This window comes from Treponema saccharophilum DSM 2985 (assembly GCF_000255555.1).
Lineage (GTDB): Bacteria > Spirochaetota > Spirochaetia > Treponematales > Treponemataceae > Treponema_D > Treponema_D saccharophilum.
The window spans coordinates 64024-90785 of record NZ_AGRW01000036.1; the positions used below are offsets into that span (position 1 = coordinate 64024).

Consider the following 26762-nt stretch of genomic DNA (forward strand, 5'->3'; position numbering starts at 1 on the left):
TCGCCGTCGTCCTCTGCCTCACCATCCGTCTCGTCGACTTCGACAATCTCCCGGGCATCATCATCCTGAATTTCCCGCACGCCTTCAAAAACGCTGTCCGCCGCGGCATTGCCGTCAGCGACCTGCTCCTCAACCGCGCTCTCCGCGCATTCAATCTCCTGATTTTCCATTGGCTATTCCCCTGTAAATATTTGAAATTCCGTAATTCCGAAAATTACGACGACACACCGGGAAGGATGTTCCCCGGAATGTCCCACAATGGCGTGAAAACACCCTCGAAATCGCCACAAAAAAATCTGAATGAAGTTCATTAAACCTGCTGTAGGACAGGTCGATTAGCTGACCCCGGCACCCGGAATCACCCTCAACTGATTGAATTGGAGCAGTAGAGCCGCCCGAAAATCCGGATGGTCCATATTGCGAATTTGAAAACGTCTGCACGCGCCGAAATGAGAATAGCACTATAAGTGAATTAACGGAATGTTTCAAGCAAATCCCGCATCTGATTGAAAACTTTGACATACATTGCAAATACATTGAAACCGATATCAAAAACCGGCAAGACCGCGCAAAAAAAACTAATGCACAACAGCGCGCAATTCGGCATAATCAAGGCATAGCCGCGCCTGTCCGGAAAATCCGGGCAAACGGAGAAGCAGGTTGAAATCACCTCACGGTCCCGCCACTGTACAGTCAGATCGCCGGGCGCGGCAAAGCAAAATATCACGATGCATGGAATTTTGGAAAAATGAAAAAACTTCTCATACTTGCCGCGGCTTTCGCAATCGCCGCGCATATTCACGCATGGGGCGCCGGGGCGGAATCGTTCACCGACGACGCAGGCCGAAAAATCACCGTAACATCCGAAGACACAAAAAAAACGGCAGTCCTTCAGGGAAGCATCCTCTCGCTCTGGCTTCTTTCCGGCGGGGAAGCGATGGCAGCGACGGACGACTGCTTCTCCGAGCCGCCTGAGATGACGGAAAAGCAGGCGGCAGAGGCGAATTCCGAATGGGAGACAGACTCGTTCAGCGCGCACAAGAAAGGCGTCTTCGCGATGCACGGGAAAACCGGCAACGCGGCGAACGTCGGGACGATGATGCACCCGAACGCGGAGCTTCTGATATCGTCGGGCGCGAGATTCGCGCTGCTTTCGGCGAACATCCAGTCGCACCGGAGCATCGCGCGGATTCTTGAGGGAGCCGGAATAAAATGCGCGTTCTTCGACTATGACGGGTTCGGCTCGTACATGCGCATCCTTAAGATTTTCTGCGCGCTCAACGGAAGGCAGGACTTGTTCGAGCGATTCGGCAGCGCGCAGCAGTCGAGGGTCGCCGCCGCAGAATCGCGGAAGCCGGGAAGCGGGAAAACGTTCATAATGATACGGGCCTCCTCGGCATCCGTATCCGCGAAGGCGAGCGACTCGGTTCCCGCAGCGCTCATGATAAAGCAGCTCGGCGCGTCAAACATCGCGGACACGGACTCGCTCCTCACCGAGAACCTCAGCGTCGAGAAAATTATGAAGGACGACCCCGATTTCATATTCGTAATCACGATGGGAGCGGACGAACGCAAGGCGCTCGAATCGGTCAGGCGCACATTGTCGTCGAACCCGGCATGGGCTTCACTCTCCGCGACGAAAAACGGCAGGTTCATCGTCCTTCCGAGGGAGCTTTTCCACTTCAAGCCGGGCGCGCGATGGGCGGAAAGCTACGAAATCCTCGAAAGAATCCTCGGAAACTGAAATTCCGGCACAAAAATCGCAATCATTTTTTATTCAAGGAGAAATAAAATGAAAAAAATCAGCAGGCTTGCCGCCACAGTGCTCGCGGCAGCAGTCGCGCTCACGTCGTGCGCATCGACAAAAACGGAGGCGGCGAAACCCGCGGAGATTTCCGGGAAGACGACGTCGATTATCCTCGTCAGCTTCGGAACGAGCTTCGAGGAATCGCGCAAGGCGACGTGCGTTGCGGTCGAGGACGAGGTGAAGGCAGCGTTCCCGGACTTCTACGTGACGTCGGCGTACACGAGCTCGCTAATCAGGAACAAGCTCAGGAAGAACGGCATCGAGATTTTCTCGGTGGACGAGGCGCTCAAGGACGCGCAGTCGAAAGGATTCCGCAACGTCATAGTCCAGCCGACGCACATGATGTACGGGCTCGAATACAACGAGATGCAGGAGCTTGCCGAACCGTACAAGAGCCGGATGCACATCGTATTCGGAAAGCCGCTTCTCGCGACGAAAGACGAGATAAGCGCGGTTCTCGCGACGCTCGCAAAAAATGTCGCCGGAACGAAACGCGCGCTCGTTCTGATGGGGCACGGAACGGACTATTTCTCGAATTTCCTCTATGCCGCCGCCGATTACCAGGCGAAGGCGGAGGGACATCCCGAGATTTTCGTCGGCACGGTCGAGGCGTATCCCGACTGCGCGACGGTAATCGAGCTTGCGAAAAAAGCGGGATACCGCTCCGTGCTTCTTGAGCCGCTCATGCTCGTCGCGGGCGACCACGCGAACAACGACATGGCGGGCGACGAGGACGACAGCTGGAAAAGCCAGTTCACGGCGGCGGGATTCGAGGTCGAGACGCTCATCAAAGGCCTCGGCGAATATCCCGAAGTCAGGGCAATCTACATCGACCACATAAAAGAGGCGATGGCATCCCCTGAAAACGCAGAGTAGCCGCAGGAACAAAAACAGACCTGAACGCCCCGAAGGTGCCGGACAGGTACACTGACGACGGAAGCCGCTTCAAAACTGGAGCGGCTTTTTTTTTCGATGCCCGAAAAAGCGCGATGTGGTAGGATTTTCGGAAACGGAGCGGAAAAATGGAAAAGGAAGATGAAAAAGAACGGAAAATCGCGACGGAGCAGTTCGTCAACTGCGGCGGAAAGATGATGAGATGCGGATTCACGACGGGAAGCGCGGCGGCGATGGCGGCGATGGCGGCGGCACGGGCGGCCGCAACGGGAACATTCCCCGATTACGCGCGGATTGGGACGCCGAAAGGATGGGACGCAGTCGCCGAGATAAAAAAACGCGCGATTACCGGAAAGATGGAGGCGCAGTGCTCCGTAAAAAAAGACGCGGGCGACGACCCGGACGCGACAGACGGAATCGAAATTTCCGCGAAAGTCAGGCTCATACCGGAAGAACGAGCCGGCATCTCCGTCGAGATAACGGGCGGGCGCGGAATCGGAATCGTGACGAAGCCCGGGCTTGAGCAGGAAGTCGGGTCGCCAGCCATAAATTCCGTCCCGCGCGCGATGATAGAGGAAAACGTCGCCCGAGTCTGCGCCGAATCCTCCTTCACCGGAAAAGCGGAGGTCGAAATCAGCGCGGAAGGCGGCGAGGAAATCGCGAAAAAAACGTTCAACCCGCACATCGGGATAATCGGCGGAATCTCGATTCTCGGCACTAGCGGCGTCGTCGAGCCGATGAGCGAACGCGCGCTCGTCGAGTCAATCGGCGTGGAGATGGGCGTCGCACTTTCGGAAGCAGAATCGCGCGGGCTGGGACGGCACATCGTCGTCACGCCGGGAAACTACGGAGAGGACTTCCTCAAAAAACGCCCCGAATTCGGCGGGATTCCCGTCGTGAAGTGCTCGAATTTCATAGGGAAGGCAATCGATTTTGCGGTCGAGAAAAAAGCTGAGCGCGTCACCTTCGTCGGACATGCGGGGAAATTCGTCAAGGTTGCGGGCGGGATTATGGACACGCACTCGCACACGGCAGACTGCCGCATGGAAATCATCGCATCCCACGCGGCGCTCACATCATTCGACGCGCTCGACAAAAGCGACATGGCGCGGATTCTCTCGTGCGCGACGACGGACGCGGCATTCGACATCCTCGACGAGACAGGCGCAACGGGCGCGACATGCCGGAGCATCATACGAGCCGCAAAAAAACACATAGCGAGGAGAAGCGGGGGCGCGTTCAGGTTCGATTTCCTCATGTTCACGACGACGAGGGGGCTGCTTTAAAAAAAAAGAACGGCTCCATACGAAACGATGCGAATCACCAACAGAAGGCAAACTCCTCCTTTGCACCATTTTCGTACACAGCCAAAAAATTGCGGAAAACTTTAAATAATGTGAACATATTACACGTTCGCGCAAATTTGTTCTATGACAAGCAAAGAAATTTTTCAGTTTTTTTAAACGATTTTTTGCACCCGAGAAAAAATCCCGACGGCAGGAAAGGCCCCCTGGCGCGACGGGATTTTTCGGAATCCTACATTCTGACGGGGATTCCCGATGCGCGAAGGTCTTCCTTGATTCCGCCGACGGTGTATCCCATAGAGTGCACCATGCTCGCGACGAGGGCCGCATCCGCCATGCCGCCGCACGGCCCGTCGGAAAGCACGTCGGCCAGATGCTGCGGCGTCCCGCCGCCGCCGGAAGCGATGACGGGAACGGGAACGGATTCCGCAATCATGCGCGTCAAAGGAATCTCAAAACCGTTCCGCACGCCGTCGGCATCTATCGAGTTCAGCACAATCTCGCCCGCGCCGAGGGAGACGGCCTTTTTCGCCCACTCAAGCGCGTCGAGCCCAGTCGCGACCCGCCCGCCGTTTATGAAAACGCTGTATCCGGACGGAGCGCCGGCATCCCTCGCCGCGTCCATCCCCAAAACGATGCACTGGTTCCCGAAAACGCGCGCGCCCTCGGTTATGAGCGACGGATTTTTGACCGCCTGGCTGTTGAGGCTTATCTTCTCCGCGCCCGCAAGAATCGTCGAACGGATATCCTCGATGGAGCCGATTCCGCCGCCGACGCAGAACGGAATGAAAACGCGCTCGGCAACGCGGGAAATAAGGTCGAGTATTGGCCCGCGACCGCGCGCGCTCGCCATTATGTCGTAGAACACAAGCTCGTCGACGCCCTGAGCATAGTATTCGGCAGCCATATCGACGGGGTCGCCGATATCCACGTTGTTCTGGAACTTCACACCCTTCGTCGTCCGTCCGTCCTTCACGTCAAGGCAGACTATTATCCTTTTCTTCAGCATCATCTCCTCCCGTCGGCACAGCCGACACAAAATCCGCGAGCATCCATCACACGCCATCCCCGCCCAAGTCGTCGCGCACGAAATTACGCAGGATGCGGAGCCCGGCGCGCCCGGATTTTTCGGGATGGAACTGGAATGCAGTGACGCTCCCCTTCGAGACGCAGGCGGGAACGTCGCAGCCGTAATCGGCAGTCGCCTTCACGACGGAAGGCTCCGCCGGCTGTATTATGTAGGAATGCACGAAATAGAAGTCGGAATGCTCGGGAACGCCGTCCAGAAGCGGGCTTCCTCCGTTCCGGTACGTCAAATCGCTCCAGCCGATTGCGGGAACCTTGAGCAGTTCCGCGCTTTTTCCGCTGTCGCGCCACACGGAAGAGAAATGGCGTATCGTTCCGGGAATGAGCCCGAGGCAGTCGACGTCGCCCTCCTCCGAATGCTCGAATATTATCTGCGAGCCGAGGCAGATTCCGACCAAGGGCTTTCCGCTTTTCGCCCAGTCCTTGAGAAAGGAGTCGAACCCCGTCGCGCGGAGCTGCTCCATGGCGTACTTCGCCTCGCCGACACCCGGAAAAAGGAGCCTGTCGCACCCCTCAAGGTCGCGCGGGTTCCTGGAAAGGACATAGGGCGCCTTGAGGAACGCCAACGCGCGCTCCACGCTCCGTATGTTTCCAGCATTGTAGTCAACTATTCCTGTCATCATTCCTCCATCCCGCGGGGCTGAAAACGCCGAACGCAGGATGAGCGATTATCGCAATTGAAAAAAACGTAGTCAATCATCAAAACGGCACGCGAATTCTCCGAAAATATTCACATGAGCATTCCAGAAATGATTCCACTGATAAAGGGCGTCCTGACGGAGCCGAAGGTCATCATAACGACGGTCATCATTTTCCTGTACATAGACATAGTCGCGAAAATCGTCAGGTACCGGAAGAAGAAAAAGCAAATCAAGAAGCGCCCCACGGTCGTCTCCGCCCCCGCGCCCGCCGCACCTGCCGCCGAAAGCGAAGAAGGCGGCGAGTAACCGAGAAACGGGCGAGCGCTTTCGACAGGCGCGGGACGGCAGCATACAAAAAGCCGCACCGCGCATCGACAAGCTCCTTCCCGAAAACGCGCCTTGTTTTGACAAGCCCGCGCGCGGACAAATGCGCGAGGACGACCTTCGTGTCGGCGTCATCCCATACATTCACGCCGAGCGTTTTCCGCAAGAGGCCGTTGAGCGAGCGGGAGACGATTTCCGAGATTCCGTCAGCGGAAAGCATCATGCGACGACGCCGTATGAGAGGCAACGCCCGCGCAGAATCCTCCTCGACGGGCGGAATCGGCGCCGCATTGCCGCAGACATCGCATCCGGAGCAGACGGTCTCCGTCGAATCCGTCCCGCAGAGATACCGCAAAATCGCCTCCCGCCTGCACGATTTCCCGCACGCGAATTCCCAAAGCGCCCGCCCCCGCGAGCCGACCGGAAGAGAGCGGAAGCGGCGCCCGTCATCGTCGTTCCACAGAAGAACAGAAGCGGCGGGATTTCCGTCACGCCCGGCCCGGCCCGATTCCTGGCAGAACGCCTCGAGCGTCGGAGGAACGTCAAGGTGGATGACGGAGCGGATGTTCCCCTTGTCCATGCCCATCCCGTACGCGCATGTAGCGGCGAGAATTCCGTCCTCGCACGAAAAGAACCATTTTTCGATTTCCGACTTCGACGAATCGTCAAGCCCCGCATGATAGAACCTGACCGAATTCCTCCCGTGAATCTCCGAAAGAAGCCGCGCCGCCATCTCCGTGCGCGCGCGGGTACCGCAGAAAACGACCATCGGCCGCTCCATCTCGGCGGAAAGGGCAAGCAGAAGCTTCTCCTTCACCGCGGCGCACCTGACCGAATAGCGGATGTTCGGGCGGTCGCAATCCCCGCGCACGAGATGGAATTTCCCGCCGAAAAGAATCTCGCCCACGCGGGCAAGCACAGCGGGGGATGCCGTAGCGGTAAACGCCGTGACGACTTTAGCGCCGATTCTTGCGACAGCGTTCCCGAGTGAAAGGTATGACGGGCGGAACGTGTCGCCCCATTCGCTCACGCAGTGAGCCTCGTCTATCGCGATGTGCGAGAAGCCGCAGCCGGAAAGCCCGTCAAGAAGGAAGCCGTCGGAAAGGACTTCCGGGTTCGCGATGGCGACCTTTGCCGAGCCGGAGCGGATGGCGGCAATGTTCTCCGCCCACACGCCCCTTCCCTGCCCGCCCCTGAAGACGACGCACGGAATTCCCGCCTCGTCCATCCGCCTTTTCTGGTCCGCCATAAGGGCGAGCAGCGGATACACGACGAGCGTCGCGCCACGAAGGAGGATGGCTGGGACGAGGAAGCACATCGATTTTCCCGCCCCCGTCGGAAGTATGACAATCTGACGCCCCATGACGGGCTCGACGAAGGAGCGGGACGCGTCCAAAATGTTCGCAATGACGAGCCGCTGCCACGGGAAAAGGAACCTGACCCCGAAAGCGTTCCGCGCGCCGACGGAATCCTCCCCGAAATCATCCTCCTCGCCGACGAAAACAGGCTCAGCATCGGCACACGCGCATGCGTAGAAGGAGCCGCTTTCCTTCCGCCAGTCGAGGAACGATTTCCACGAGCGGAATTCATCCTCGCCGACGATATCGTCGAAACCGTCGTTTTCCTTTCCTTCGTAATAGGAATCATCCGCGCCGGAAGCAAAATCCATGCCGCTCAAAATCCCGCCTCCCACGCCCCCATCCCGAACGGATCCCGCCATACGTTCCCGCCGTCGTATTCGATTTTCCGCACATGAACGAAATCGACGGAGAACGGCGCGCCGGAAAAATCGGAAAGGAACTGCGACAGCGGAACGGAAACTATCGCGCCGGAATGAGGCGGGACATCGCATTCGACCGATGCCGACGCGGAGTCAAGCGGATAAAAGGCGCACACGCCGTCGCAGTCGGACAGGGAAAATTCAACGAAAAACGAGCGCACCGGCATACCCGCCGCATTCTCGAAGACGAACGAAAGCTCAGGTTCGCTGTCACCGGAAACGGAAAAGCCGACAGACGGTCCGTCTATCCCGAACGGCGGAGACGCGCACGAAACGACAAGCACCGAAAACGCGAGCAGCAGCTGAAAAAAGCCCCGGAAAAAGAAGAGACGAGACACACGCATGAATTCCTCCTGACAAAACAAAAATCTGCCCGAGGCAAACGCCCCGGAACACGCATCACCGCAAAATCGCGAAATGCGCGCACTATTCCGAAAGGGCGCGCGCGGACGAAGCCGCCACAAAAACTGGCGAGCCGTCCCCAAAACGGCGCGAAACCGCAGCCGATACGCGCGCCATTTTCCCGCAGGAAGACGGCGGGAACCGGACGGAAACAGAAAGCGCGCCCCATCCGCAAAGGGAAAGCACCCCGGACAAGGCGATGAGGGACTGCGGGACGTCGGCAACGGGGACGGACGACGAGAGCCTCGCGGGAAAACCCGAGCGGAGGCTGACGCTCCAGCCGAAGGAAAGGACGCGCGACAGAAGAAAAAGCGGCGGGGATGCGGACAGCCGTTCAGGAATGCGCGGAGGGAAGCGGAACTGAGCGCACCGCGTTCCGGCAAGGGAGAAAAAGCGTATTCCGTTCACGACAGAGACAGAGCAGCAGAACCCGCCGACAGCTTTTTCCGGGCACGGGGACGAGAATATCACCGTCGCAGAGCCGAGCCCGACGCAGAACGCGCCGACAACGGCACCCCGCGAGCGGATTGACGCGAGTACGGAGGAAAGCGACTCTGGAGGAACAAAAAAGCACGACGTCATGGAAGCGCTCACCGGAAAACCTCCCGCGACGAAACGAAAAACGAGAACGGCCCGGGCGACGAAACGACGAACGGGACTCCGCCGGGACAGCGGACATCGTAGCGGAATTCGTTTCCCCACGCGTCGCGCGTGATTTCCTCAAACGCATACGGCCCGCCCCATCCGGGCACAGGCGGCACCGGCTCCCGCACAAGCGCCGAAAGCCCCTGCGCCGGCGACGGAAATGAGCCGCAGTCGACGTAATACGCCTGAAGCGCGCCGACAACGCGGGAAATCCGAGCGCGCGAGACGAGCGCCGGAACGAGAAAAACGGCAGCCGTGACAGAAAGAAAACACGCGCCGGCGATAAATGAGCTTCTCCGCATGTGCAGCCTCCCTGAAAAGGAAATCAGCGCGGAACGTAGTTTTTTTTCAAAAAAAGCCCGATAATTTTTTGTTATGGAACAATAAAACATGTCCGGGAACCACAGTTTTCGGGCAGGGCTATTTTTCTCGGGGAACGGCAACAACTAAGACGTTTTCAATGTGAACGATTCCGACTTTATGGTACAATCGTCGAAATCGAGATGCGGGGTGAACAATGATTCGATATTGGCAACAAGACGAAGGAATGCTGCAGAACGTAAAGAAGGAAGAAATCGCGCCTGACAAAAGACTTTGGATAGACGCCCGCAATGTCACGCAGTCCGAGATAAAGACGCTTCAGGACGAATACGGCCTGGACCCCGATTTGCTCATGGACGTCATCGACCCGGACGAATTGTCGCGGATAGAATCATGGGACGGATACAACCTCGCCATCATGAGGCTTCCCGTCTTCACGCCCAATTCAGACGTGAGCTACACGACGACGCCGATTGGTGCCGTCATCTTCCCCGAGAAGATAATCACGATATGCTGGACGGACTGCGAGGTTCTCCGGGACATCAGCGAGAACAGGATAAAGGGTCTGACGCTCAACGACTTTCCCGCGTTCGTAATCAGGATTCTGTCGCGGGCGGACATCATGTTCCTGCGGTACCTGAAGGAGATAAACAGGAGGACGAATTCCATCCAGAACGAGCTGCACGACGAAATCGAGAACGCGGAGCTCATCCAGCTTCTCAACATCCAGAAGTCGCTCACGTTCTTCACGACATCGCTCAAGGCGAACCAGCTCCTCCTCGAGAAAATCAGGAAGACGCGGATTCTGGTGCTCGACTCGGACGACCAGGAATGGCTCGACGACGTGGAGGTCGACAACAGGCAGGCTATGGAGATGGCGGACTCGTACAGCCAGATAACGGCGGGAATAATGGACGCGTTCTCATCAGTAATCTCAAACAACATGAACGTCGTCATGCAGAAGCTCACGGTAATATCGCTCGTGCTGATGATTGTGTCCGCGATAACAAGCTTCTGGGGAATGAACATACGGCTTCCGTTCAGCACGGGCACCGACTGGACGGGGCTTCTTTTCATAACGTCGCTGTGCGCAGTCTCCGCGACGCTCGCGTACCTCGTGATGAATTTCAACCCGTTCAGGCGCCTCGGGAAAAGGATGAGAAGGCGCCACTAAGCGTTTTTTCCGGAAAGAAGAATGGTAGACAAAATGAAGAAAATGAAAAATCTCCTGACGGCGTCGGTTCTCCTGACGGCGGCGCAGATGCAGCCGGGGGCGCAGGCGTTCCTCAACATGGCGGACATGAGAAGCCCGGAGCCGCGGACGAAGGCGGAGGTTTCCGTCGAGCGGAATTTCGAGCTGAACGCCGATTTTTCCCCGATAGACATGATAGAGCTTCCGAACGTTCCCGGCGTAAAATTCGAGGAATACACAATCGGCGAGGGAAGCCAGTCATACACGGCAAAAAGATGGATACGCCCGTTCAGGATGAACAGGTACGAGACGACGTACGGGCTCTGGTACTACACGAAGAGCGTCGCCGAGCAAATCGGATACAAATTCCTCAAGAAGGGCCGCGGCGGCTCGGACGGGAAAACGGGCGCGGAGCCGACTCCGGAGACGGAGAACAAGCCCGTCACGTTCATAAGCTGGTACGATGCCGTCGTCTGGTGCAACGCGCTTTCGGAGCTGCACGGGCTCGAACCGTGCTACAAAATCGACGGGGAGAACGGGGAGATGGAAACGGCGCGGGACGCCACCGACTCGGCGCGTCTTGACCTTGCCGAATGCGATTTCAGCGCGGACGGATACCGGCTCCCGACCGAAGCGGAATGGGAATACGCCGCGCGAAAGGTCATAGACGGATTCACGGGAGGCGACATACTGAGCGGGCAGGCATACACCGCCGACACGCCAGCCGAGGAGCGAATCGGCGAGGACACCGTCGCATGGACGATGACGAACGCAAGCTGCGCGCACGTAGTCGGGACGGCGGGAACATCGTCGTCCGTCCCCGGAACTGGAAACCCGAACTCGTACGGGATTTTCGACTTGAGCGGGAACGTCCTCGAATTCTGCTGGGACTGGTTCGAGCAGAACTATTCGGAGTCGGAACCGTTCGCCCCCGCATCAGGAGCGCCGTACGGAATCGACAGGGTCTGCCGTGGAGGAAGCTTCAGCGGGCTGACGCTTTTCTCGGCAGTCGGCGACCGCTACCACTACGACCCGAACGAATTCTTCGACTTCATCGGATTCCGCGTAGTCCGCTCGGCAGCGCAGTAGTTTCTCGATGACGAAGAAACGCCCGCCGCCGGTCGATTTCAACCTCAACCAGCACATCGAGAATCTGCCCCGAGCCGTATCGAGCGGAAAGCGCAAAGACAACTTTTTTTTTCAGCACGGAGGCAGCTTTTCAGTACGATTGAAGGCGCATTCCCGGAACCTTTTTTTTCCGGAAATGCGCCTTTTTGCCTTTACAAATCCCCGAGCCTGCCTTATAGCGTGAAATTATAACCGGTTACAATTTCATTAAAAGCGAGGATTCTATGAACAAGGAAAAGCCTTTCGGACTTGTGGACAAAATAGGCTATGCCTTCGGAGATTTGGCGAACAACATCACGTTCGTCATCTCGGCAGTATTCCTGCTCAAATTCTATACGGACGTTATGGGCGTTTCGGCGAAGCTCGTCGGACTCATGATGATGCTCGGAAAAATAGTCGACGCTTTCACGGACGTCACGATGGGGCAGATCGTCGACAGGAGCACCCCGACGGATTCAAGGTGAGTTGGTCGGAGAAATGCGGCGGCTGGGTGCCGGTCCTCCGGGACAGACAGACGCAGAACTACAACTTCGCGAATTCGCTCGGCGAGGGCGTCTTCCATTACACGGAGCGGAACAAGGGCGAGCTCGTCTACGGGCTCGGCGAGAAAGCCGGGAACATGTAACGGACGGGACGCTCGTTCACGATGAAAAGCCTCGACCCGATGGGATACGACGCGGAAAGCTCCGACCCGCTCTACAAGCACTGGCCGTTCTACATAACGAGGAGCGCGGAAAGCGGAGCTTTCCGCGGTCGGAATCGAATAGCGCCCGACCGAAGCTTCACAAAAAATGCTGCCGGCATTTCACGCACGAAATGCCGGCTTTTTTATTGGCTCCACCGAAAATTCAGGCACAGCCGATTTTTTTTGCGGAGAATTCGCGCGGAGGGCCGTCACCGCTCCAGGACTGACTGGCGGAGCTCGAGCTGGACATCGCAGAGTATGTGCGGCTGCGCGATGCTCTCCTTCCGTATCGCCGAAAAAAGGAGCCCCACCGCCGCCGCCGCCTTGTTCCCCAAATCCTGCGAGACGGAAGTCAGCTTCGGCGTCACGATCTGCGCCACGGAAAGGTTGTCAAACCCGACGACGGACAAATCGCGCGGGACGATGCATCCGTTCCTCCGCGCGCCTTCCATTATCCCGATCGCGAGCAAATCAGCCGTCGCGAATACTGCCGTCACGTCGAACTCGTGGTTCGCTATCGCCCCGCCGAAATACAGCCCCGCCTCGTACGTCGTCACGGTGTGCAGAACGACCGCATCATTCTCGCAAAACCCGAATTCAGCGAGCGCGGCAACGTATCCGGCGTAACGCGCCTGCACGATGCTGCTCGCCTTGTCATAGAAACCGGCAATACCAATCTTGCGGTGCCCCGCTTCAAGCAGATACTTCGCCGCGATGAACCCGCCCTTGAATTCGTTTATTCCGACCGTCAGCGTCGTCTCGTCATCGTCGGCGCTGTCCACGAAAACCATCGGGACGGCGCACTCCGCCTTCAGCTGGCGGATTTTCTCCGGCGACACTGGCGAGAGGAATACGGCGCCGTCAGCCTTCCATTTCTTGAGGAGCGTCGCCGCGTTCTCAATCTCGTCTATTGTCTGGATAAGCACGTAATACCCGTTCTGCCGTATGAGGCTCTCAATTTCCCCGAAGAATTCGGCGAGATACGGGTCCTTGAAAACATTCTCGTGCGAGACGAACGTGCTCACGAAGACGACGATTGTCTGCGACGTGCTCTTCACGAGCGTGCGCGCGTTCAGGTTCGGAACGTAATTGCATTCCTTTATGAGCGCCTGTATGCGCCCGAGCGTCTCCTTCGACACTTTCTCCGTCTTCCCGTTCACCACGTTCGAGACGGTCATCATGCTGACGCCTGCTTTCTGGGCGATTTCCTTCAGAGTTGCCATTTTAGTTTATTAAACTAACTTTTTTGAAAAATGTAAAGCACCTTGAAAAAGCTGATTTTTCGCACTCTTTTCCCCGAAAAACCTGCAAATTCCCGCCTTTTTGAAAAAAAACGCCACGCGGAAAAAATTTTGTTGACAAATGGAAAAGGCGTTCCTATACTTTTTATAGTTTAACGTTAAACCAAACAGTGAAGATGAAAGGAGAACCTATGAAAAAAATTCTTGCTGCATACTCCGCCCTTCTTGCCGCATCAGCGGCGGCGGCAGATGTCCGCGCGGGAAACGTCCAGGACGGAACAGCCGAGCTGATTTTCTCGTATGAAAATCCGGAGGCGGAGAAAGTCTCACTTGTTGGGGATTTCAACGGATGGAACATGGAAGCCGATGCGATGGAGAACGACGGCGGAACGTGGACGCTCTCGCTGAGAATACCGGCAGGCTCCTCCGTGACGTACAAATTCGTTGCCGACGGAAACTGGATTTCCGACCCGAACGCGCCCGACTCGTCCGATGACGGGTTCGGCGGAAAGAACGGCGTCGTCACCGTCACCGCGGACGGAAAAATCGGAAAGCCGCTTCCAAAAGCAAAGCCGCGCGAGCAGCACGTCGAATTCCACACATGGACGAATATCGGATTCCAGAACTGCTGGACGACCGCAAAAAACGGCGGAGAGGAATACAGCGGCGATTTTTCCGAGGATTCGGCGGGGCTCGGATTCAAGTCGTACTGGAAATTCACCGGAAACGCAACGCCTTCCGTCCCGATTTTCCTCGAGCTTGCGACGGCAGAGAACGAGTCGTTTTCGAACATCTATGAGAAGGGCTCGCTTTCCTGGGGCGACGGATTCCGCGATTTCGCGCTGGGATTGTTCAGCCCCATCTCATACGCGAACGACGGAACGAGCGCGGACTTGGACGACGACGACGGCGACCTTTCATATCTCGGGCACCTCAAATTCGGCATCTCGTCCCCGTATGTGAAGTACACGATGGGATGGAAATATGCGGGGCTTCCCGGGCACACGAGCGCGAACTGGACGACGGTCGATCCAGAATGGGAGGCGGGATACGAGGCGACGGGCGGATTCGGGCATCTTGAGACGGGGGAAAAGCTCGGCTCGATTATTGCGGACGCGACGGGCGGAGCCGTCAAAGTCACCGCGGCGCTTTCGCTGAACAGGAGCGCGGACAGGAAGGGGCGGAGGTTCGGTCTCTACTCGTGGATTTCGGCGGACATCCTCGGAAAGCACTCCGTCGACTTTCAGTACAACGGCGCGTACGGCGACACGAACGAGCGCGCGTTCGACGACATCGTGGAGGCCGATTTGATTGCCGGATACAAAGGCGCGTTCGGCCCGCTCACCGTAAAGGCAAACGCCCTCGCGAATTTCTACGGGAATTCAAAAAGCACGGGCGAAAGCGGCAAAGTCGTCCGCTACGACCCCGACTCGCCCGATGTCGGCGGCGTGGAGTGGAATCCGGACAACAAGCTCGACAACCTCGCGGCGAACGCGAACGCAAGCCTCGACTGGGCGCCGTTCCGCATCGTCATGGGCGGGCGTTTCCGCGGATACCAGGCGCACATGCTCTACGTCAAGGAAGGATACCAGGAGGAGGAGCAGGAAAACCAGCTGAGCCGCCAGCTCGGGCCGGTGAACACGCAGCGGTATTTCGCGGACATCGGCTGCTCCGTGTCCGACGCGCTCTCGCTCGGAATCGCGCCGTACATGCAGATGAATTTGACGAAGGACGAGGGGCATTCGTTCTACAAGGACACAGGAAACATCGAATTCGTCGTTAGACCGCGATTTTTCTACGACTTGTCGAAAACGCTCGGCAGGAAATCGTCGGTCGACGGATACATCGAAGGCTCGTTCATGAGCGCGGACGACGACAGATACGCGCGCGGAAACGAATCGAGAAGCGCAATCATAAGCGAGGCGGGGCTCCGCTTCATACCGAGGAGCGGCATCACGCTGATGTACGGATTCAACGGGAACCCGACGCACGGAGTCTACTACGACGCGAAAGTTCAGGACTACGCGCTGCATTCCCTGCTCGCCTCGCTCGACGTCCCGCTCGGAATCACGGTCATGGCGGGCGCGGGAATCAGGCAGGCATACAGCGGGGTCGGAGATTTCTCGGAAACGGGAATATCGCCGTGGGGATTCGCGTTCGGCGCGAGAAAAGTCATCGACAGGACGTGGAACGTGACGCTTCACGGCGAATTCAGCTACAACTTCGACCCGTTCGCGGGATTCGGCTCGATGTCCGGCAAATTCTTCCTCCGCGACTACGTCCTCGACAGGGACAACGATTGGGCGGCAAACCTCGCAAAGCTAAGAATCGGCGTGAACATCGATTTCTAGCGCGGGACAAAAATTCCAGGAGAAAAAAATGAGAACATTCGGAAAAAAAATCGCGGGCATCCTTTCGCCCTTTGTTTTTGCGGCGCTCCTCGCATCGTGCACGACACAATACAGCGGCGAGGTCGAAGGCGAGTACAAGAGCGACGGGACGGCGACGGAAATCGCGCTCGACTCGTCCGCCGGAACCTGCGCGGGCTGGGGCGCATTCTACGCGTACGCGTACGTCGCCGGCGGGAACGGGGAGCCGCTCGGAAGCTGGCCGGGAACGATGATGGAGCAATCGCCCGACGAGAACGGCATCTACTATGCGGAAATCGGCGCGCTCGGAGACGGCCTAACGTACACGCTCATCTACAACGACAATTCGGGAAATCAGTTCGACGCGGGAACATTCCGGAAAGGCGACTCGAAAATCTGGAACGCGAGCGGGGAATGGACGGACTGGCATTGGGAACGGGACGAGCAGCAGCCGGAGCTGCCGGAAGGAGAAGCCGGCGGCACGGAAGACGACGAATCCGAGGCGGATGGAGAATCCAAGCAGGATGGAGAATCCAAGCAGGATGGAGAATCCGTGGCGGAGGCCATTCTTCCCGGGTTCATTCGAGGGGGCGACGGAATCGGCGGGGACGCGCAGGCGCTTTCGTTCGAGAAAACGGACGGGGAGAAGACGGCGGTCTACGAATGGACGGCGCATCAAAGCAGCTGGGGAGCCGGCGACGGGAACATCGCATTCAAGCTCACGGAATTCGGCGACTGGAACCAGCACGGGGACACGACGGCCGCGGGCGGAACGACATGGAGCGGGAATTCGAGCAGGATGGAGATTGCGGTCGGCTCGGGCTTCGCAGAACTCAAAAAATGCACGACGGACGAGGAGGCATCGCTCGCGGACAACATAATCGCGACGGGCATCACCGCCGGAAACGCGTACAGGCTCACGGTAAAAGCCGCCCAGGACGGGACGGTATCGGTAAAAATTGAGGAAATTCTTTAATACGGGGTGCTTATGAAAAAAGCGGATTTCATCACGGCAGCGGTTCTCGCGTCGCTTCTCGCGTCGCTTCTCGCGGGATGCAGCACGGCAGGAAACATCGGAAAAAGCGCGGAAAGCGAGGCCGAGCTTTTCGAATTCACGGGCGACAGGAATTACACGAGCGCGAAAAACGCCGTTCCAGCCGACGCGAAAAACCAGTCTGCGGGGCTTTCGGAAAACTGGTGGAAGGAATCGTCTTTCTACCACATCTGGGTAAAAAGCTTCGCAGACTCGGACGGGGACGGATGCGGGGACTTGAACGGGATCGCGCAGAAGCTCGGCTACATACAGGAAACGCTCGGATGCGACAGCATATGGCTCTCCCCGATTTTCGACTGCGCGGGGAAGGGAACGGCGAACAGCACGAACATGCACGGCTACGACACGACCGACTACTACAGCCTGAACAGGCTCTTCGGCACGGAGCGCGATTTGGACGAGCTCATCTCCGAATGCCACCGGCGCGGGATGAAAATCATATTCGATTTCGTCCCGAACCACACGTCGTCATCGCATCCGTGGTTCAAGGACGCGCAGCAAGGCGGGACGCGGCGCGACTGGTACATGTGGAGCCGCGAGAAGTTGTCCTGGGCTCCGATGGGGAATTCCGAGACATGGTTCGAAAACAGGGGCGCGTACTATTACGGCGCGTTCGGCGGCGGAATGCCCGACCTCAACTACCGGAACTACGAGGTGCGCGAGGAAATGAAGAACGTCGCGCGGTACTGGCTCAACAGGGGATTCGACGGCATGAGGATAGACGCGGCGATTTACCTCGTCGAGGAAAAGGGAAAGTACTCGAACAGCGCGGAGACGCACGCGTGGTTCAGGGAGCTGCGCGCGGAGCTCGACAAGTACGAAAGCCCCAAATTCATGGTCGGGGAGACATGGCTCAGCAACGACAGGGACGCGCTTGACGAATATTTCGGCGGCGGAAGCGAATTCCATGCCGTCCTCGATTTCGACCAGGGGCTTCCGGTCATCGACAGCGTAGCGCGCGAGAAAGACAGCCTCGCATCGACGATCCGCGCGAATCCGGCGGAAAACGAGGGCTACGGCACGTTCCTCGGAAACCATGACGAATACGCGGGAAGGTTCGCCACGACGCTCGGGGCAGACAGGAAAAAGATAAACCTCGCGACGGCGCTCTCCCTCCTTCGCCCGACGGTTCCGTTCATCTATTACGGAAACGAAATCGGGCAGAAAGAATCGAGCATGGGAGGGGATTTGCGTCTCCGCGGCCCGTTCCTCTGGGACATGGCGGAGGAAGAGTCGTCGCAGCCGAACTCCACGCTCAGCCTGAACAGGACGCTGCTCGAACTGAGGAAGCGCTTCCCGTCAGTCTTCTCAAGAGGGACGGTGCGGAAGCTTTCCTCGCGCGATAAGGCGCTGGCGGCATACGAGCTTTCCGGAAGCGAAGGCTCGCTCCTGTGCGTGTACAACTTCTCTTCCGCCGCGGTTCCGTCCGCACAATTCGACGGCGCGAGTGATGAACGGAACGTATCGCTCCTTGTCGGCGACAGCGAATCCCCCCTCCCCTCGTTCGGCGGGAATTCGGTCGTCGTCAGGAACATCGCGCCGCTCGCGTTCCGCGTCTATTTTCTCGGGAAGGCGGGGATGGAGAACGTCTACGACGACGAGGAATACGTCGAGGGTGAGAAATACGACGCGGAAGACGACAAAAGCCCTGTCTACATTCCCGCCGAGTCGATGTACCTCCGCGGAAGCATGAACGGCTGGGGCGGGACGAAAATGCGGCGCACCGAGGACAAAAAAACGGGCGACGTCATCTGGCTCTGCACGTTCACGTTCGAGACCCCCGGCAACATCGAATTCAAGTTCTGCATAACGGACGGTCCTGTCTGGGGCGCGAACTGGGGAACGGCGACGGGCGCGAACATTGCGGCAACGGTCGAGAAAGGAACATACCTGTTCCAGTTCAACGAGAAGAAGCAGACGCATTCCGTCTCGAAAATGTAAGGAAACGGGGCGCCGGTACTGCCGGCGTTCCCCCAATGGAGAAGTATCATGAAAAACAAAGACGGGGGCGCAAAAAGAATCGCCGCCCTCAAAAAAAGCATCCCCCTCTACGCGCTGCTCGCGCCGGCGGTCGTCCTGCTTTTCTGCTTCGCGTACCTCCCGCTCGGAGGTCTTGTCATGGCGTTCAAGAATTACTCGCCCTCGCTCGGAATCATAAAAAGCCCCTGGGTCGGGCTCAGGCATTTCGTGCAGTTCTTCCACTCGTACCAGTTCCTCATAACGATCAGGAACACGCTCGGGATAAGCATCTACAGCATACTCGTCGGGTTCCCGCTGGCGATTATGCTCGCGCTCATGTGCAACGCGCTCCGCGAGGGGCTGCTCAAGCGGACGTTCCAGGTAGTGACATACCTCCCGCATTTCATCAGCACGATGGTCATGTGCGGAATCGTGCTGATTTTCCTCTCACCGAGCCACGGGCTTTTCGCGAACGTCGCGCATCTTTTCGGGCGCCAGTTCCCGAACGTCATGGCAAGCCCCGGAGCGTTCAAGCACATCTACGTGTGGAGCGACATCTGGCAGCATCTGGGGTGGGACAGCATCATCTACCTTGCCGCGCTTTCGGGAATCGACCCCACGTATTACGAGGCGGCTACGATAGACGGAGCCTCGTCGATGCAGAAGATAATCCACATCGACATACCGCTCATCCTTCCCACCGCAATGATTCTGCTGATTATGCGCGCGGGAAGCATTCTCGGGCTGGGATTCGAGAAAGTATATCTCCTCCAGAACGTGCAGAACATCATGGCGAGCGAGACAATCTCGACGTATGTGTACAAGCTCGGCCTGCAGAGCGCGCAGTACAGCCTTTCGACCGCGGTGGGGCTGTTCAACACGGTGGTGAACGTCACGGTGCTGCTCCTCGTCAACTTCCTGTCGAAAAAGACGACGCAGTCAAGCCTTTTCTAGGAAACGAAGGAGAAAAATCAAAATGCAGGACAAAATCAAACGCTCCGGCTCCGACATCCGGCTCGACATAATCTTCAAGGCGATCGCGTTCCTCATGGTTCTCGCGGTCATCTACCCGCTCTGGTTCGTGATCGTCGCCTCGTTCAGCAACCCGCAGGAAATAGCGAACGGCGAGGTCTGGCTTTTTCCCGCGCAATGGGATTTTTCCGGATACCGCGAGCTTTTCAGGCAGAAGCAAATCTGGACGAGCTACCTGAACACGATAATCTACACGCTCGTCGGCACGTTCATCGCGCTGGCGGTGAACATCCCCGCGGGATACGCGATGTCGCGGCGCGATTTGGCGGGAAGCCGCTTCATAAACGCGTTTCTCCTCGTCCCGATGTTCGTCAGCGGGGGGCTCATCCCGACATATTTCGTCGTCAAGGCGTTCGGGCTGCTCGACTCGTTCTGGGTCATGGTGCTCCCGTTCTCCGTCTCGACGTACAACATCATCGTGGCGCGGACGTTCTTCAAGTCGTCGCTTCCCGAGACGCTGTGGGAGGCGGCGCAGATAGACGGCTGCGGGACAATCCGCTATTTCTTCCAGTTCGTCATTCCGCTCTCGAAATCGGTCCTCGCCGTCATCGGGCTTTGGACGGCAGTCGGATTGTGGAATTCATGGTTCAACGCGCTCATCTACATCGACCGCGAGGAACTCCAGCCGCTGCAGCTTCTTCTGAGGCGGATACTGATAACGAACCAGTCGCTGCTCGGAGCCGCCACGGGAAGCATGGCGCAGGAGCTCCGGAGGCTTTCGGACATGATGAAATACGCGGCAATCGTCATCTCGACGCTGCCGATTATGCTGCTCTACCCGTTCCTCCAGAAATACTTCAACCAGGGCGTCATGCTCGGCTCGATAAAGGAATAGGTTCCGCACCGGAAAAAGGGAAAACAGAATCAAAACGCTGATCCGAAAAACGATTTTCGGGCAGGCTCAATAAAAGGAGAAAAATTATGGGAAACACGAAGAACACCATCGCGGCGGCATCGCTTGCCGTCATCGCGCTCACTCTTGCCGGATGCGCAGGAAAGGAGACGAAAAGCGCGAAAAAGGAGAACGAATTCGAGGTCGCGACCGTACGGTGGGCGGACTGGGGAGAGGCGTACCACACGGGATTTCCGGACGAAGCCGCGAAGTCAGTCGGAATCGAAATAAAGTGGAAGACAATCCTCAACTCGGACTGGGGAGACAGGCGCGCCGTCATGCTCGCCGGGGGCGATTTGCCGGACGCGTTCGTCGGCTCAATCTGCTTCAGCGAATCGGACATCATGGGCAACGCGGGGACGTTCATCCCGCTCGAATCGTATATCGACGAGCACATGCCGAATCTCAAAAAGATACTCGGCGAGGACCCGAACATGCGCGCGCTCGCCACATCCTCGGACGGGCACATCTACGGGCTTCCCTCCAAAAAGCCGTGCCGCCCCGTCGTCGCGAACCAGCTTTTCATCAACAAGACATGGCTCGACAACCTCGGGCTGAAAATGCCGGAGACGTACCGTGAATTCGAGGACGTTCTGCGGGCGTTCAAGGAAAAGGACGCGAACGGGAACGGGAATCCGAACGACGAGATTCCCTACGGGCGCGGGTATGCCGACCCCGTCATGTTCTTCACGCTTCCGTTCGGGACGAATGTCGGCGCGGACGGGACGTACCTGATGGCGCTCAAGGACGGCAAGCCCGAATGGCTTCCCGTTTCCGAGGGATACAAGAACGGCATACGGTGGATGCACGAATGCTTCGAGGCGGGACTGATAGACGCGGAGCTTTTCACGCAGGACGAGTCGATGCGCGACGCGAAGCTCATGGGCTCCACCGCAGTCGTCGGTGTTGCCGCGGGATGGACGGCAGACGCGACGTTCGGCTCGAACGCGGGACAGTACGTTCCCCTTCCGCCGCTCGCAGGCCCCGACGGGAAAAAATACATCTCGTCGGATCCCGCGCACTGGAACTACTCGCGCTACGAATTCGTCGTCACGTCGTCATGCAAAAATCCCGGCGCGCTCCTCTCGTGGATAGACACATTCTACACGGAGGACGCCTCGATACAGAATTTCTACGGCTCGTTCGGAACGGGAACGCGGAAAAACGATGACGGAACGTACTCAGTCCTCCCGCCAAAGGACGGGCAGTCGGCGGACACATACGCATGGGTGAATTCCCTGCGCGACTTCGGCCCCAAATACGTCGGGGACGGATTCAACGCGCGCGTCTCCTACGAGGCGGAGAACGGGGATGCCGCGAAACTCGCGCTCGACTCCTCGTTCAGCTCGTACGCGCGGGAGGCATATCCGAACGTAAGCTACACGCCGGAGCAGATAAATTCGCTGTCGCTCCTCTACACGGATTTGGGCGCGTTCGTCTCCACGAACCAGGCAGGCTGGGTCACGAAAGGCGGAATCGACGGGCAGTGGGACGCGTACGTCTCGACACTCAAGGCGATGGGGCTAGACACGTTCCTGAAAATCGAGGAAGACGCGTTCGCGACATACGAGGCGAATTCGGGAAAAAGCGGGAAGAAAAGCTGAGGAAAACGATGAAAGGCATATACCGAATTGAAACGCGCGGCGCAAGAAGCGGGAACACCATCGCGCTCGGGAATCTCCGCGTCACGGTAATCGCGCCGGCGCTCATCCGCCTAGAATGGAGCGAAAAGGGAATTTTCACCGACAAGGCGACGCAGAAAATATGGAACCGCGATTTGGGCGCCGTCGAATTCATCAGGAAGGATTACGACGACGAATGCGAAATCGGAACGACACGGCTCACCATCCGCTGCAGGAAGGTGGGGGATGGCGGGAACGTCAGCCTGCGAAGCGCGGTCGAGGTCATCATAAAAAATCCCGTCGGAACGAGGACATGGCGTCACGGCGACAAAACCGAAACGCTCAAAGGGACTGCGCGCACGCTCGACAACGCGGACGGGGCAATTCCGCTCGGCGAAGGAATTATTTCAAGAAGCGGCATCGCAATCCTTGACGACAGCAGAAGCTGCCTCATCAACGACGACGGAACGATTTCCGCGCGCGAGGACAAAAACTGCACGGACGTCTACCTGTTCGCCTACGGGCACGACTACAAGGACGCGCTGCGCGACTTCCTCCTCATAACGGGGCGTCCGCCGCTTCTTCCGAGATGGGCGCTGGGGAACTGGTGGAGCCGCTACCACCGCTACACGCAGGAAGAATACCTCGCTTTGATGGACGAATTCGCGCGGAGAAAAATCCCGCTTTCCGTCGCGATGATTGACATGGACTGGCACATAACGAAGATAGACAGCAGCATCGGGACGGGATGGACCGGCTACACATGGAACCGGGAGCTTTTTCCCGACCCCAAACAATTCCTTTCCGAGCTGCACAAGCGGAACCTCACGGTGTCGCTGAACATCCATCCCGCGGAGGGAGTCGGACGTCACGAGGAGGATTACGGGGCGATGAGGAAATCGCTCAAGCGGGCGGACGACGGGGAGACGATTCCGTTCGACATGACGAGCCCCGATTTCGTCGAGGCGTATTTCAGCTGCCTCCACCATCCGAAGGAAAAGGACGGCGTCGATTTCTGGTGGATTGACTGGCAGCAGGGCGAGAAGACGAAGCTCGCGGACCTCGATCCGCTCTGGCTCCTGAACCACTACCATTTTCTCGACAACAAAAAATCGGGGAAGGACGCGCTCATCCTGTCGCGGTATTCAGGCGAGGGAAGCCACCGCTACCCCGTCGGATTTTCCGGCGACACCGTCATATCGTGGAAGTCGCTCGATTTCCAGCCGTTCTTCACCGCGACGGCGAGCAACATCGGCTACTGCTGGTGGAGCCACGACATCGGCGGGCACATGCTCGGGACGTACGACGAGGAGCTTCAGGTGCGATGGGTGCAGCTCGGGGTGTTCTCGCCGATAATGCGCCTCCACAGCTCGTCGAGCGAATTCAACCACAAGGAGCCGTGGCTTTTCGGCGCGGGCGAAAGCGCGGCAATAACGGAATTCCTCAGGATGCGGCACGCCCTCATCCCGTATCTCAACACGATGAACGCGCGTTTCTCGCGCGACCTCGTTCCGCCGATACGGCCGCTCTACCACGAATTCCCCGAGGAAAACGAGGCGTACGATTTCCCGAACGAATATTTTTTCGGGACGGAGCTGATAGCCTGCCCCATAACGAGCCCCGCGAAAAAGGATTTGCGCATGGCGCCCGTCCGCGCGTGGATTCCGGAAGGCTTGTACACGGACATTTTCACGGGAATGACATACGAAGGGAAAAAGACGGTGGTGATGTACCGCCCGCTCGAAAGCTTCCCGCTCCTCCTGAAAGCCGGCGGAATCCTCCCGCTCGAAAGCGAGGTTTTTGTCTCGCTCGGCGCGGAGGGAAAATTTGTGCAGGAAGATTGCGGCGCGGGAGAAGGAAGCGATTTTTACCGGACGGAATTCGAAATTTCCGGGGAAGGTGTTTTTTTTATACGCGCGCCGAAGGGAAAAAGCGCGGAATACAACATCCATTTCCTCAACTGCGACGAGGTTCTCTCGGCGGAATCGGAAATTTGCGGGCAAAAACGCCCTTCCGATTTCAGGTACGACCCGCTCATGAGGAAAGCCTCCGTGCGCGTCTCCGTCCCCGCGTCGGGCGAGGCGGCAATCCGCCTTTCGACGAGGAAAAATGAGGAGCTTGGGCGGAAAATGGTTCTGTCGCGCTGCTTCTCGCTTCTAGACAAGGCGGAAATCGATTTTGTGCGGAAAGAGCGGCTATTCTCCGCCGTAAAAAAAGGCGGGGACACCGCATCGGTGTGCGGGGAAATTCTGGCGGAAGAAACGGATTGCGATTTTGTTTCCGCCCTTTTTGAGAGGATATGCAGCAGATGAAAAATCAAAGAATTACGAAAAGCTGGCTGAAAAGCGTCCAGAGCGACGCGACCGCCCAATTTGTGAGCAACCCGCTCCCGAAACGGGGCGAGACCGTCACGTTCTCCATACGGATGATGAAAAACCGCGACATACGGCACGTGTTCCTCCGCTCGAAGGAATTCGGTGTCGAGGCATTGCACGAGATGAGGGAAACCGTCCGCGAAGGCCCGCTCGTATACTATTCGGCGGAGATTCCCGTACGGGACGCGAAATTCCGCTACCAGTTCTATCTGCAGGCGGAAAGCGGAATCTACTACTACACGCAGTTCAGAATCACGGACTACATCCCCGACGATTCCGCGGATTTCGCGCTCCTTTCCGACTACGACTCGCCCGAGTGGGTGCGCGACACCGTCTTCTACCAGATTTTTCCCGACAGGTTCAGGAACGGCAACGACAAAATCGGCGTCAGGGAAGGCGAATATTCGTATCAGGGATTCGAGGCGCGGCCCGCCGCAAAATGGGACGAGGACGCGAAAAAATACGAGGAGGGGCGGAACCTCGACTTCCACAACGGGGACTTGTACGGGATAATCGAAAAGCTCGACTACCTCGAGGAGCTCGGCATAAACGGCATATACCTCAACCCGATTTTCGTCTCGCCGTCAACGCACAAATACGACGCGCTCGATTATTTCCACATCGACCCGCATCTCGGCGGCGACGAGGCGCTCGCGGAACTTACGGCGGAGATGCACCGGCGCGGGATGCGGCTCCTCCTCGACATTTCGATAAACCACACGAGCAGCAGCGCGCGCTGGTTCAACAAAGGCGCGGAATTCTTCCCGGAAAGCGAGGGCGCGTTCAACAATCCGGCTTCGCCCGAGCGGAAATTCTATTTCTTCGGCGAGGAAAATTCATACAGCGCATGGTTCGGGGTGGAGACGATGCCGCAGCTCAACTACACCTCCGCGGAACTGAGGAACATCATCTACCGCGACGGGAATTCCGCCCTCAAAAAATGGCTCAAAAGTCCCTACCGCATAGACGGCTGGCGGTTCGACGTCGCAGACTGCCTCGCCCGGAACGACAAGGCGGACGTCCACGAAGAGGTAATCCGCGAAATCAGGAAAGAGCTGAAAGGAGAGAGCAGGGAAACGTATCTCGTGGCGGAGGAATGGGGCGACTGCACGGCGGACCTGCAGGGGGACGCATGGGACGCCACGATGAATTACGCCGCCTGCGCCAGAGTGGTGAGGAATTTCTGCGGCGCGGGGGATTTGCTCCACGAGCGGAACGAAATTCTCCGTGCGGCGGGGAAAAAGATGACGGCGCTGCAGCTCAAGGAACGGATATGCCAGTTCTACGCGCGCATTCCCGGGGCGCTGCAGCAGGTGCAGTTCAACATGATTGACAGCCACGACGTCATCCGCCTGCACAATATCCCGTCAGTGGGAACGGAAAGCGTGATGTCGGCAGCCGTGCTGCAGTTCACGCTGCCCGGAAGCCCGAGCATCTATTACGGCGACGAAATCCTCCTTTCGGGAAGCGACGAATCGGTCGAGGAATGCCGCTATCCGTTCGACTGGAACTGGGAGAAAAAGGAGAAGTCGGTGAAATTTCGGGAATTCTACAAAAAGCTCGTCGCCCTCCGCCGCACGGAAGAGCCTCTCCGCTCGGGAAGCTTCGCGTTCGTAAGCGCGGACGACTATGTCATCGCGCTCGCGCGCTTCACGCGCAAGGAAGTCGTCTTCACCGTCGTCTCGTCGGACACCGAGAAGCGGACGATAAAGATTCCCCTCGCCCACTTCAACGCGCTCCCCCGCCCCGTCAAGGAAGACCTTCTCGGAAACGAAGTCAGGAGCATCCTCCACGGAAAGACCCTCGCCCTTCAGGTTCCCCCGCACGCAAGCTACATGATAAAACTGCCTTGCGCCACCTGACACTCCGCCAAAAAAAACACGCGTTCCCTCCATCAAAGCCGATTTCTCGGAAAGATTTTCACCATTTCCGAAAAATCCCCTCCCGGAGGGAACGCGCTTTCTTCACCGACGCAAATCTCATAACGAAAAACACAAAAGCAAGCGCAA

At 57.8% G+C, this 26762-nt stretch carries 23 protein-coding genes and 1 pseudogene; 17 read left to right on the plus strand and 7 right to left on the minus strand.

Annotated features, from left to right (window positions below; translation table 11 throughout):
* Nucleotides 1-748 precede the first annotated feature (748 nt).
* The 3 genes from TRESADRAFT_RS03125 (at nucleotide 749) to cbiD (ending at nucleotide 3987) form a co-directional block, all read left to right on the plus strand.
* Entirely contained in the window at nucleotides 749-1744 is a 996-nt protein-coding gene (locus TRESADRAFT_RS03125) for an ABC transporter substrate-binding protein (RefSeq protein WP_002702767.1), read from the plus strand.
* A 48-nt stretch (nucleotides 1745-1792) separates the two neighbouring features.
* Nucleotides 1793-2683, plus strand: a complete 891-nt coding sequence (locus tag TRESADRAFT_RS03130) for a sirohydrochlorin cobaltochelatase (protein ID WP_002702769.1) — start codon at nucleotides 1793-1795, stop codon at nucleotides 2681-2683.
* A 146-nt stretch (nucleotides 2684-2829) separates the two neighbouring features.
* Nucleotides 2830-3987, plus strand: coding sequence for a cobalt-precorrin-5B (C(1))-methyltransferase CbiD (cbiD, locus tag TRESADRAFT_RS03135; protein WP_002702771.1), 1158 nt, complete (start codon nucleotides 2830-2832; stop codon nucleotides 3985-3987).
* Nucleotides 3988-4237: 250 nt separating this feature from the next.
* Here cbiD and hisF read toward each other — a convergent pair whose 3' ends face one another.
* Nucleotides 4238-5014, minus strand: a complete 777-nt coding sequence (gene hisF / locus TRESADRAFT_RS03140; RefSeq protein ID WP_002702773.1) for an imidazole glycerol phosphate synthase subunit HisF — start codon at nucleotides 5012-5014, stop codon at nucleotides 4238-4240.
* Nucleotides 5015-5060: 46 nt separating this feature from the next.
* Nucleotides 5061-5711 (minus strand): imidazole glycerol phosphate synthase subunit HisH, encoded by a 651-nt coding sequence (hisH, locus tag TRESADRAFT_RS03145; protein ID WP_002702775.1) that lies wholly within the window; start codon nucleotides 5709-5711, stop codon nucleotides 5061-5063.
* Between the two features lie 114 nt (nucleotides 5712-5825).
* Here hisH and TRESADRAFT_RS15580 point away from each other — a divergent pair, with 114 nt between their 5' ends.
* Nucleotides 5826-6038 carry a hypothetical protein gene (locus TRESADRAFT_RS15580; protein ID WP_040842198.1) on the plus strand — a complete coding sequence of 71 codons (213 nt, stop codon included), beginning with the start codon at nucleotides 5826-5828 and terminating at the stop codon, nucleotides 6036-6038.
* Here TRESADRAFT_RS15580 and TRESADRAFT_RS03155 read toward each other — a convergent pair.
* From TRESADRAFT_RS03155 to TRESADRAFT_RS14905, 4 genes are all read right to left on the minus strand, one after another.
* Nucleotides 5962-7725, minus strand: a complete 1764-nt coding sequence (locus TRESADRAFT_RS03155; protein WP_245534324.1) for a RecQ family ATP-dependent DNA helicase — start codon at nucleotides 7723-7725, stop codon at nucleotides 5962-5964. The genes TRESADRAFT_RS15580 and TRESADRAFT_RS03155 overlap by 77 nt on opposite strands.
* A 5-nt stretch (nucleotides 7726-7730) precedes the next feature.
* Nucleotides 7731-8180, minus strand: a complete 450-nt coding sequence (locus TRESADRAFT_RS16185) for a hypothetical protein (protein WP_002702779.1) — start codon at nucleotides 8178-8180, stop codon at nucleotides 7731-7733.
* Nucleotides 8181-8262: 82 nt separating this feature from the next.
* A complete protein-coding gene (locus TRESADRAFT_RS14900; RefSeq protein WP_002702780.1) occupies nucleotides 8263-8832 on the minus strand; it encodes a hypothetical protein in 570 nt (189 codons plus the stop codon).
* Entirely contained in the window at nucleotides 8829-9185 is a 357-nt protein-coding gene (locus TRESADRAFT_RS14905) for a type II secretion system protein GspG (RefSeq protein WP_002702781.1), read from the minus strand. The genes TRESADRAFT_RS14900 and TRESADRAFT_RS14905 overlap by 4 nt, the downstream gene beginning before the upstream one ends.
* A gap of 215 nt (nucleotides 9186-9400) precedes the next feature.
* On the opposite strand from TRESADRAFT_RS14905, the gene TRESADRAFT_RS03175 reads away from it, so the two are divergent.
* From TRESADRAFT_RS03175 to TRESADRAFT_RS16785, 5 genes and pseudogenes are all read left to right on the plus strand, one after another.
* Nucleotides 9401-10378 (plus strand): magnesium transporter CorA family protein, encoded by a 978-nt coding sequence (locus TRESADRAFT_RS03175; RefSeq protein ID WP_050985012.1) that lies wholly within the window; start codon nucleotides 9401-9403, stop codon nucleotides 10376-10378.
* Nucleotides 10379-10399: 21 nt separating this feature from the next.
* A complete protein-coding gene (locus tag TRESADRAFT_RS03180; RefSeq protein ID WP_002702783.1) occupies nucleotides 10400-11485 on the plus strand; it encodes a formylglycine-generating enzyme family protein in 1086 nt (361 codons plus the stop codon).
* Nucleotides 11486-11748: 263 nt separating this feature from the next.
* On the plus strand, nucleotides 11749-11988 hold the full coding sequence (locus tag TRESADRAFT_RS03185) for an MFS transporter (protein WP_002702784.1): 240 nt from the start codon (nucleotides 11749-11751) through the stop codon (nucleotides 11986-11988).
* Entirely contained in the window at nucleotides 11985-12149 is a 165-nt protein-coding gene (locus TRESADRAFT_RS16405) for a hypothetical protein (RefSeq protein ID WP_002702786.1), read from the plus strand. Before TRESADRAFT_RS03185 ends, TRESADRAFT_RS16405 begins: the two co-directional genes overlap by 4 nt.
* A 12-nt stretch (nucleotides 12150-12161) precedes the next feature.
* Nucleotides 12162-12248 (plus strand): annotated as a pseudogene (locus tag TRESADRAFT_RS16785) (hypothetical protein); the annotation flags it as partial.
* A gap of 170 nt (nucleotides 12249-12418) precedes the next feature.
* Here the strand turns inward: TRESADRAFT_RS16785 and TRESADRAFT_RS03190 are convergent.
* On the minus strand, nucleotides 12419-13432 hold the full coding sequence (locus TRESADRAFT_RS03190) for a LacI family DNA-binding transcriptional regulator (RefSeq protein ID WP_002702788.1): 1014 nt from the start codon (nucleotides 13430-13432) through the stop codon (nucleotides 12419-12421).
* A 209-nt stretch (nucleotides 13433-13641) separates the two neighbouring features.
* Here TRESADRAFT_RS03190 and TRESADRAFT_RS03195 point away from each other — a divergent pair, with 209 nt between their 5' ends.
* The 8 genes from TRESADRAFT_RS03195 (at nucleotide 13642) to TRESADRAFT_RS03230 (ending at nucleotide 26615) form a co-directional block, all read left to right on the plus strand.
* The gene (locus tag TRESADRAFT_RS03195; protein ID WP_002702790.1) at nucleotides 13642-15801 is read left to right on the plus strand and encodes an isoamylase early set domain-containing protein; all 2160 of its coding nucleotides are present in this window, start codon (nucleotides 13642-13644) and stop codon (nucleotides 15799-15801) included.
* 28 nt (nucleotides 15802-15829) lie between these two features.
* Nucleotides 15830-16795 (plus strand): starch-binding protein, encoded by a 966-nt coding sequence (locus TRESADRAFT_RS03200; RefSeq protein WP_002702793.1) that lies wholly within the window; start codon nucleotides 15830-15832, stop codon nucleotides 16793-16795.
* Between the two features lie 12 nt (nucleotides 16796-16807).
* The gene (locus TRESADRAFT_RS03205; RefSeq protein WP_002702801.1) at nucleotides 16808-18814 is read left to right on the plus strand and encodes an alpha-amylase family glycosyl hydrolase; all 2007 of its coding nucleotides are present in this window, start codon (nucleotides 16808-16810) and stop codon (nucleotides 18812-18814) included.
* A 48-nt stretch (nucleotides 18815-18862) separates the two neighbouring features.
* On the plus strand, nucleotides 18863-19786 hold the full coding sequence (locus tag TRESADRAFT_RS03210; RefSeq protein WP_002702803.1) for an ABC transporter permease: 924 nt from the start codon (nucleotides 18863-18865) through the stop codon (nucleotides 19784-19786).
* A gap of 22 nt (nucleotides 19787-19808) precedes the next feature.
* Nucleotides 19809-20699 carry a carbohydrate ABC transporter permease gene (locus tag TRESADRAFT_RS03215; protein ID WP_002702805.1) on the plus strand — a complete coding sequence of 297 codons (891 nt, stop codon included), beginning with the start codon at nucleotides 19809-19811 and terminating at the stop codon, nucleotides 20697-20699.
* A gap of 86 nt (nucleotides 20700-20785) precedes the next feature.
* A complete protein-coding gene (locus TRESADRAFT_RS03220) occupies nucleotides 20786-22360 on the plus strand; it encodes a type 2 periplasmic-binding domain-containing protein (RefSeq protein ID WP_002702807.1) in 1575 nt (524 codons plus the stop codon).
* A gap of 8 nt (nucleotides 22361-22368) precedes the next feature.
* Nucleotides 22369-24690, plus strand: coding sequence for a glycoside hydrolase family 31 protein (locus tag TRESADRAFT_RS03225; protein ID WP_002702809.1), 2322 nt, complete (start codon nucleotides 22369-22371; stop codon nucleotides 24688-24690).
* Nucleotides 24687-26615, plus strand: coding sequence for a glycoside hydrolase family 13 protein (locus TRESADRAFT_RS03230; RefSeq protein ID WP_002702811.1), 1929 nt, complete (start codon nucleotides 24687-24689; stop codon nucleotides 26613-26615). Before TRESADRAFT_RS03225 ends, TRESADRAFT_RS03230 begins: the two co-directional genes overlap by 4 nt.
* Nucleotides 26616-26762: the final 147 nt, after the last annotated feature.

Bases quoted from the DNA above. Each gene is read 5' to 3' on its own strand.
- cbiD (WP_002702771.1), top strand. From the start codon at position 2,830: ATGGAAAAGGAAGATGAAAAAGAACGGAAAATCGCGACGGAGCAGTTC.
- TRESADRAFT_RS03200 (WP_002702793.1), top strand. From the start codon at position 15,830: ATGAGAACATTCGGAAAAAAAATCGCGGGCATCCTTTCGCCCTTTGTT.
- TRESADRAFT_RS03210 (WP_002702803.1), top strand. From the start codon at position 18,863: ATGAAAAACAAAGACGGGGGCGCAAAAAGAATCGCCGCCCTCAAAAAA.
- hisH (WP_002702775.1), bottom strand. From the start codon at position 5,711: ATGACAGGAATAGTTGACTACAATGCTGGAAACATACGGAGCGTGGAG.
- TRESADRAFT_RS03220 (WP_002702807.1), top strand. From the start codon at position 20,786: ATGGGAAACACGAAGAACACCATCGCGGCGGCATCGCTTGCCGTCATC.
- TRESADRAFT_RS03225 (WP_002702809.1), top strand. From the start codon at position 22,369: ATGAAAGGCATATACCGAATTGAAACGCGCGGCGCAAGAAGCGGGAAC.
- TRESADRAFT_RS03180 (WP_002702783.1), top strand. From the start codon at position 10,400: ATGGTAGACAAAATGAAGAAAATGAAAAATCTCCTGACGGCGTCGGTT.
- TRESADRAFT_RS03185 (WP_002702784.1), top strand. From the start codon at position 11,749: ATGAACAAGGAAAAGCCTTTCGGACTTGTGGACAAAATAGGCTATGCC.
- TRESADRAFT_RS14905 (WP_002702781.1), bottom strand. From the start codon at position 9,185: ATGCGGAGAAGCTCATTTATCGCCGGCGCGTGTTTTCTTTCTGTCACG.
- TRESADRAFT_RS03215 (WP_002702805.1), top strand. From the start codon at position 19,809: ATGCAGGACAAAATCAAACGCTCCGGCTCCGACATCCGGCTCGACATA.
- TRESADRAFT_RS03130 (WP_002702769.1), top strand. From the start codon at position 1,793: ATGAAAAAAATCAGCAGGCTTGCCGCCACAGTGCTCGCGGCAGCAGTC.
- TRESADRAFT_RS03205 (WP_002702801.1), top strand. From the start codon at position 16,808: ATGAAAAAAGCGGATTTCATCACGGCAGCGGTTCTCGCGTCGCTTCTC.
- TRESADRAFT_RS03125 (WP_002702767.1), top strand. From the start codon at position 749: ATGAAAAAACTTCTCATACTTGCCGCGGCTTTCGCAATCGCCGCGCAT.
- TRESADRAFT_RS16185 (WP_002702779.1), bottom strand. From the start codon at position 8,180: ATGCGTGTGTCTCGTCTCTTCTTTTTCCGGGGCTTTTTTCAGCTGCTG.
- hisF (WP_002702773.1), bottom strand. From the start codon at position 5,014: ATGCTGAAGAAAAGGATAATAGTCTGCCTTGACGTGAAGGACGGACGG.
- TRESADRAFT_RS03175 (WP_050985012.1), top strand. From the start codon at position 9,401: ATGATTCGATATTGGCAACAAGACGAAGGAATGCTGCAGAACGTAAAG.
- TRESADRAFT_RS03195 (WP_002702790.1), top strand. From the start codon at position 13,642: ATGAAAAAAATTCTTGCTGCATACTCCGCCCTTCTTGCCGCATCAGCG.
- TRESADRAFT_RS15580 (WP_040842198.1), top strand. From the start codon at position 5,826: ATGAGCATTCCAGAAATGATTCCACTGATAAAGGGCGTCCTGACGGAG.
- TRESADRAFT_RS03155 (WP_245534324.1), bottom strand. From the start codon at position 7,725: ATGGATTTTGCTTCCGGCGCGGATGATTCCTATTACGAAGGAAAGGAA.
- TRESADRAFT_RS03190 (WP_002702788.1), bottom strand. From the start codon at position 13,432: ATGGCAACTCTGAAGGAAATCGCCCAGAAAGCAGGCGTCAGCATGATG.
- TRESADRAFT_RS03230 (WP_002702811.1), top strand. From the start codon at position 24,687: ATGAAAAATCAAAGAATTACGAAAAGCTGGCTGAAAAGCGTCCAGAGC.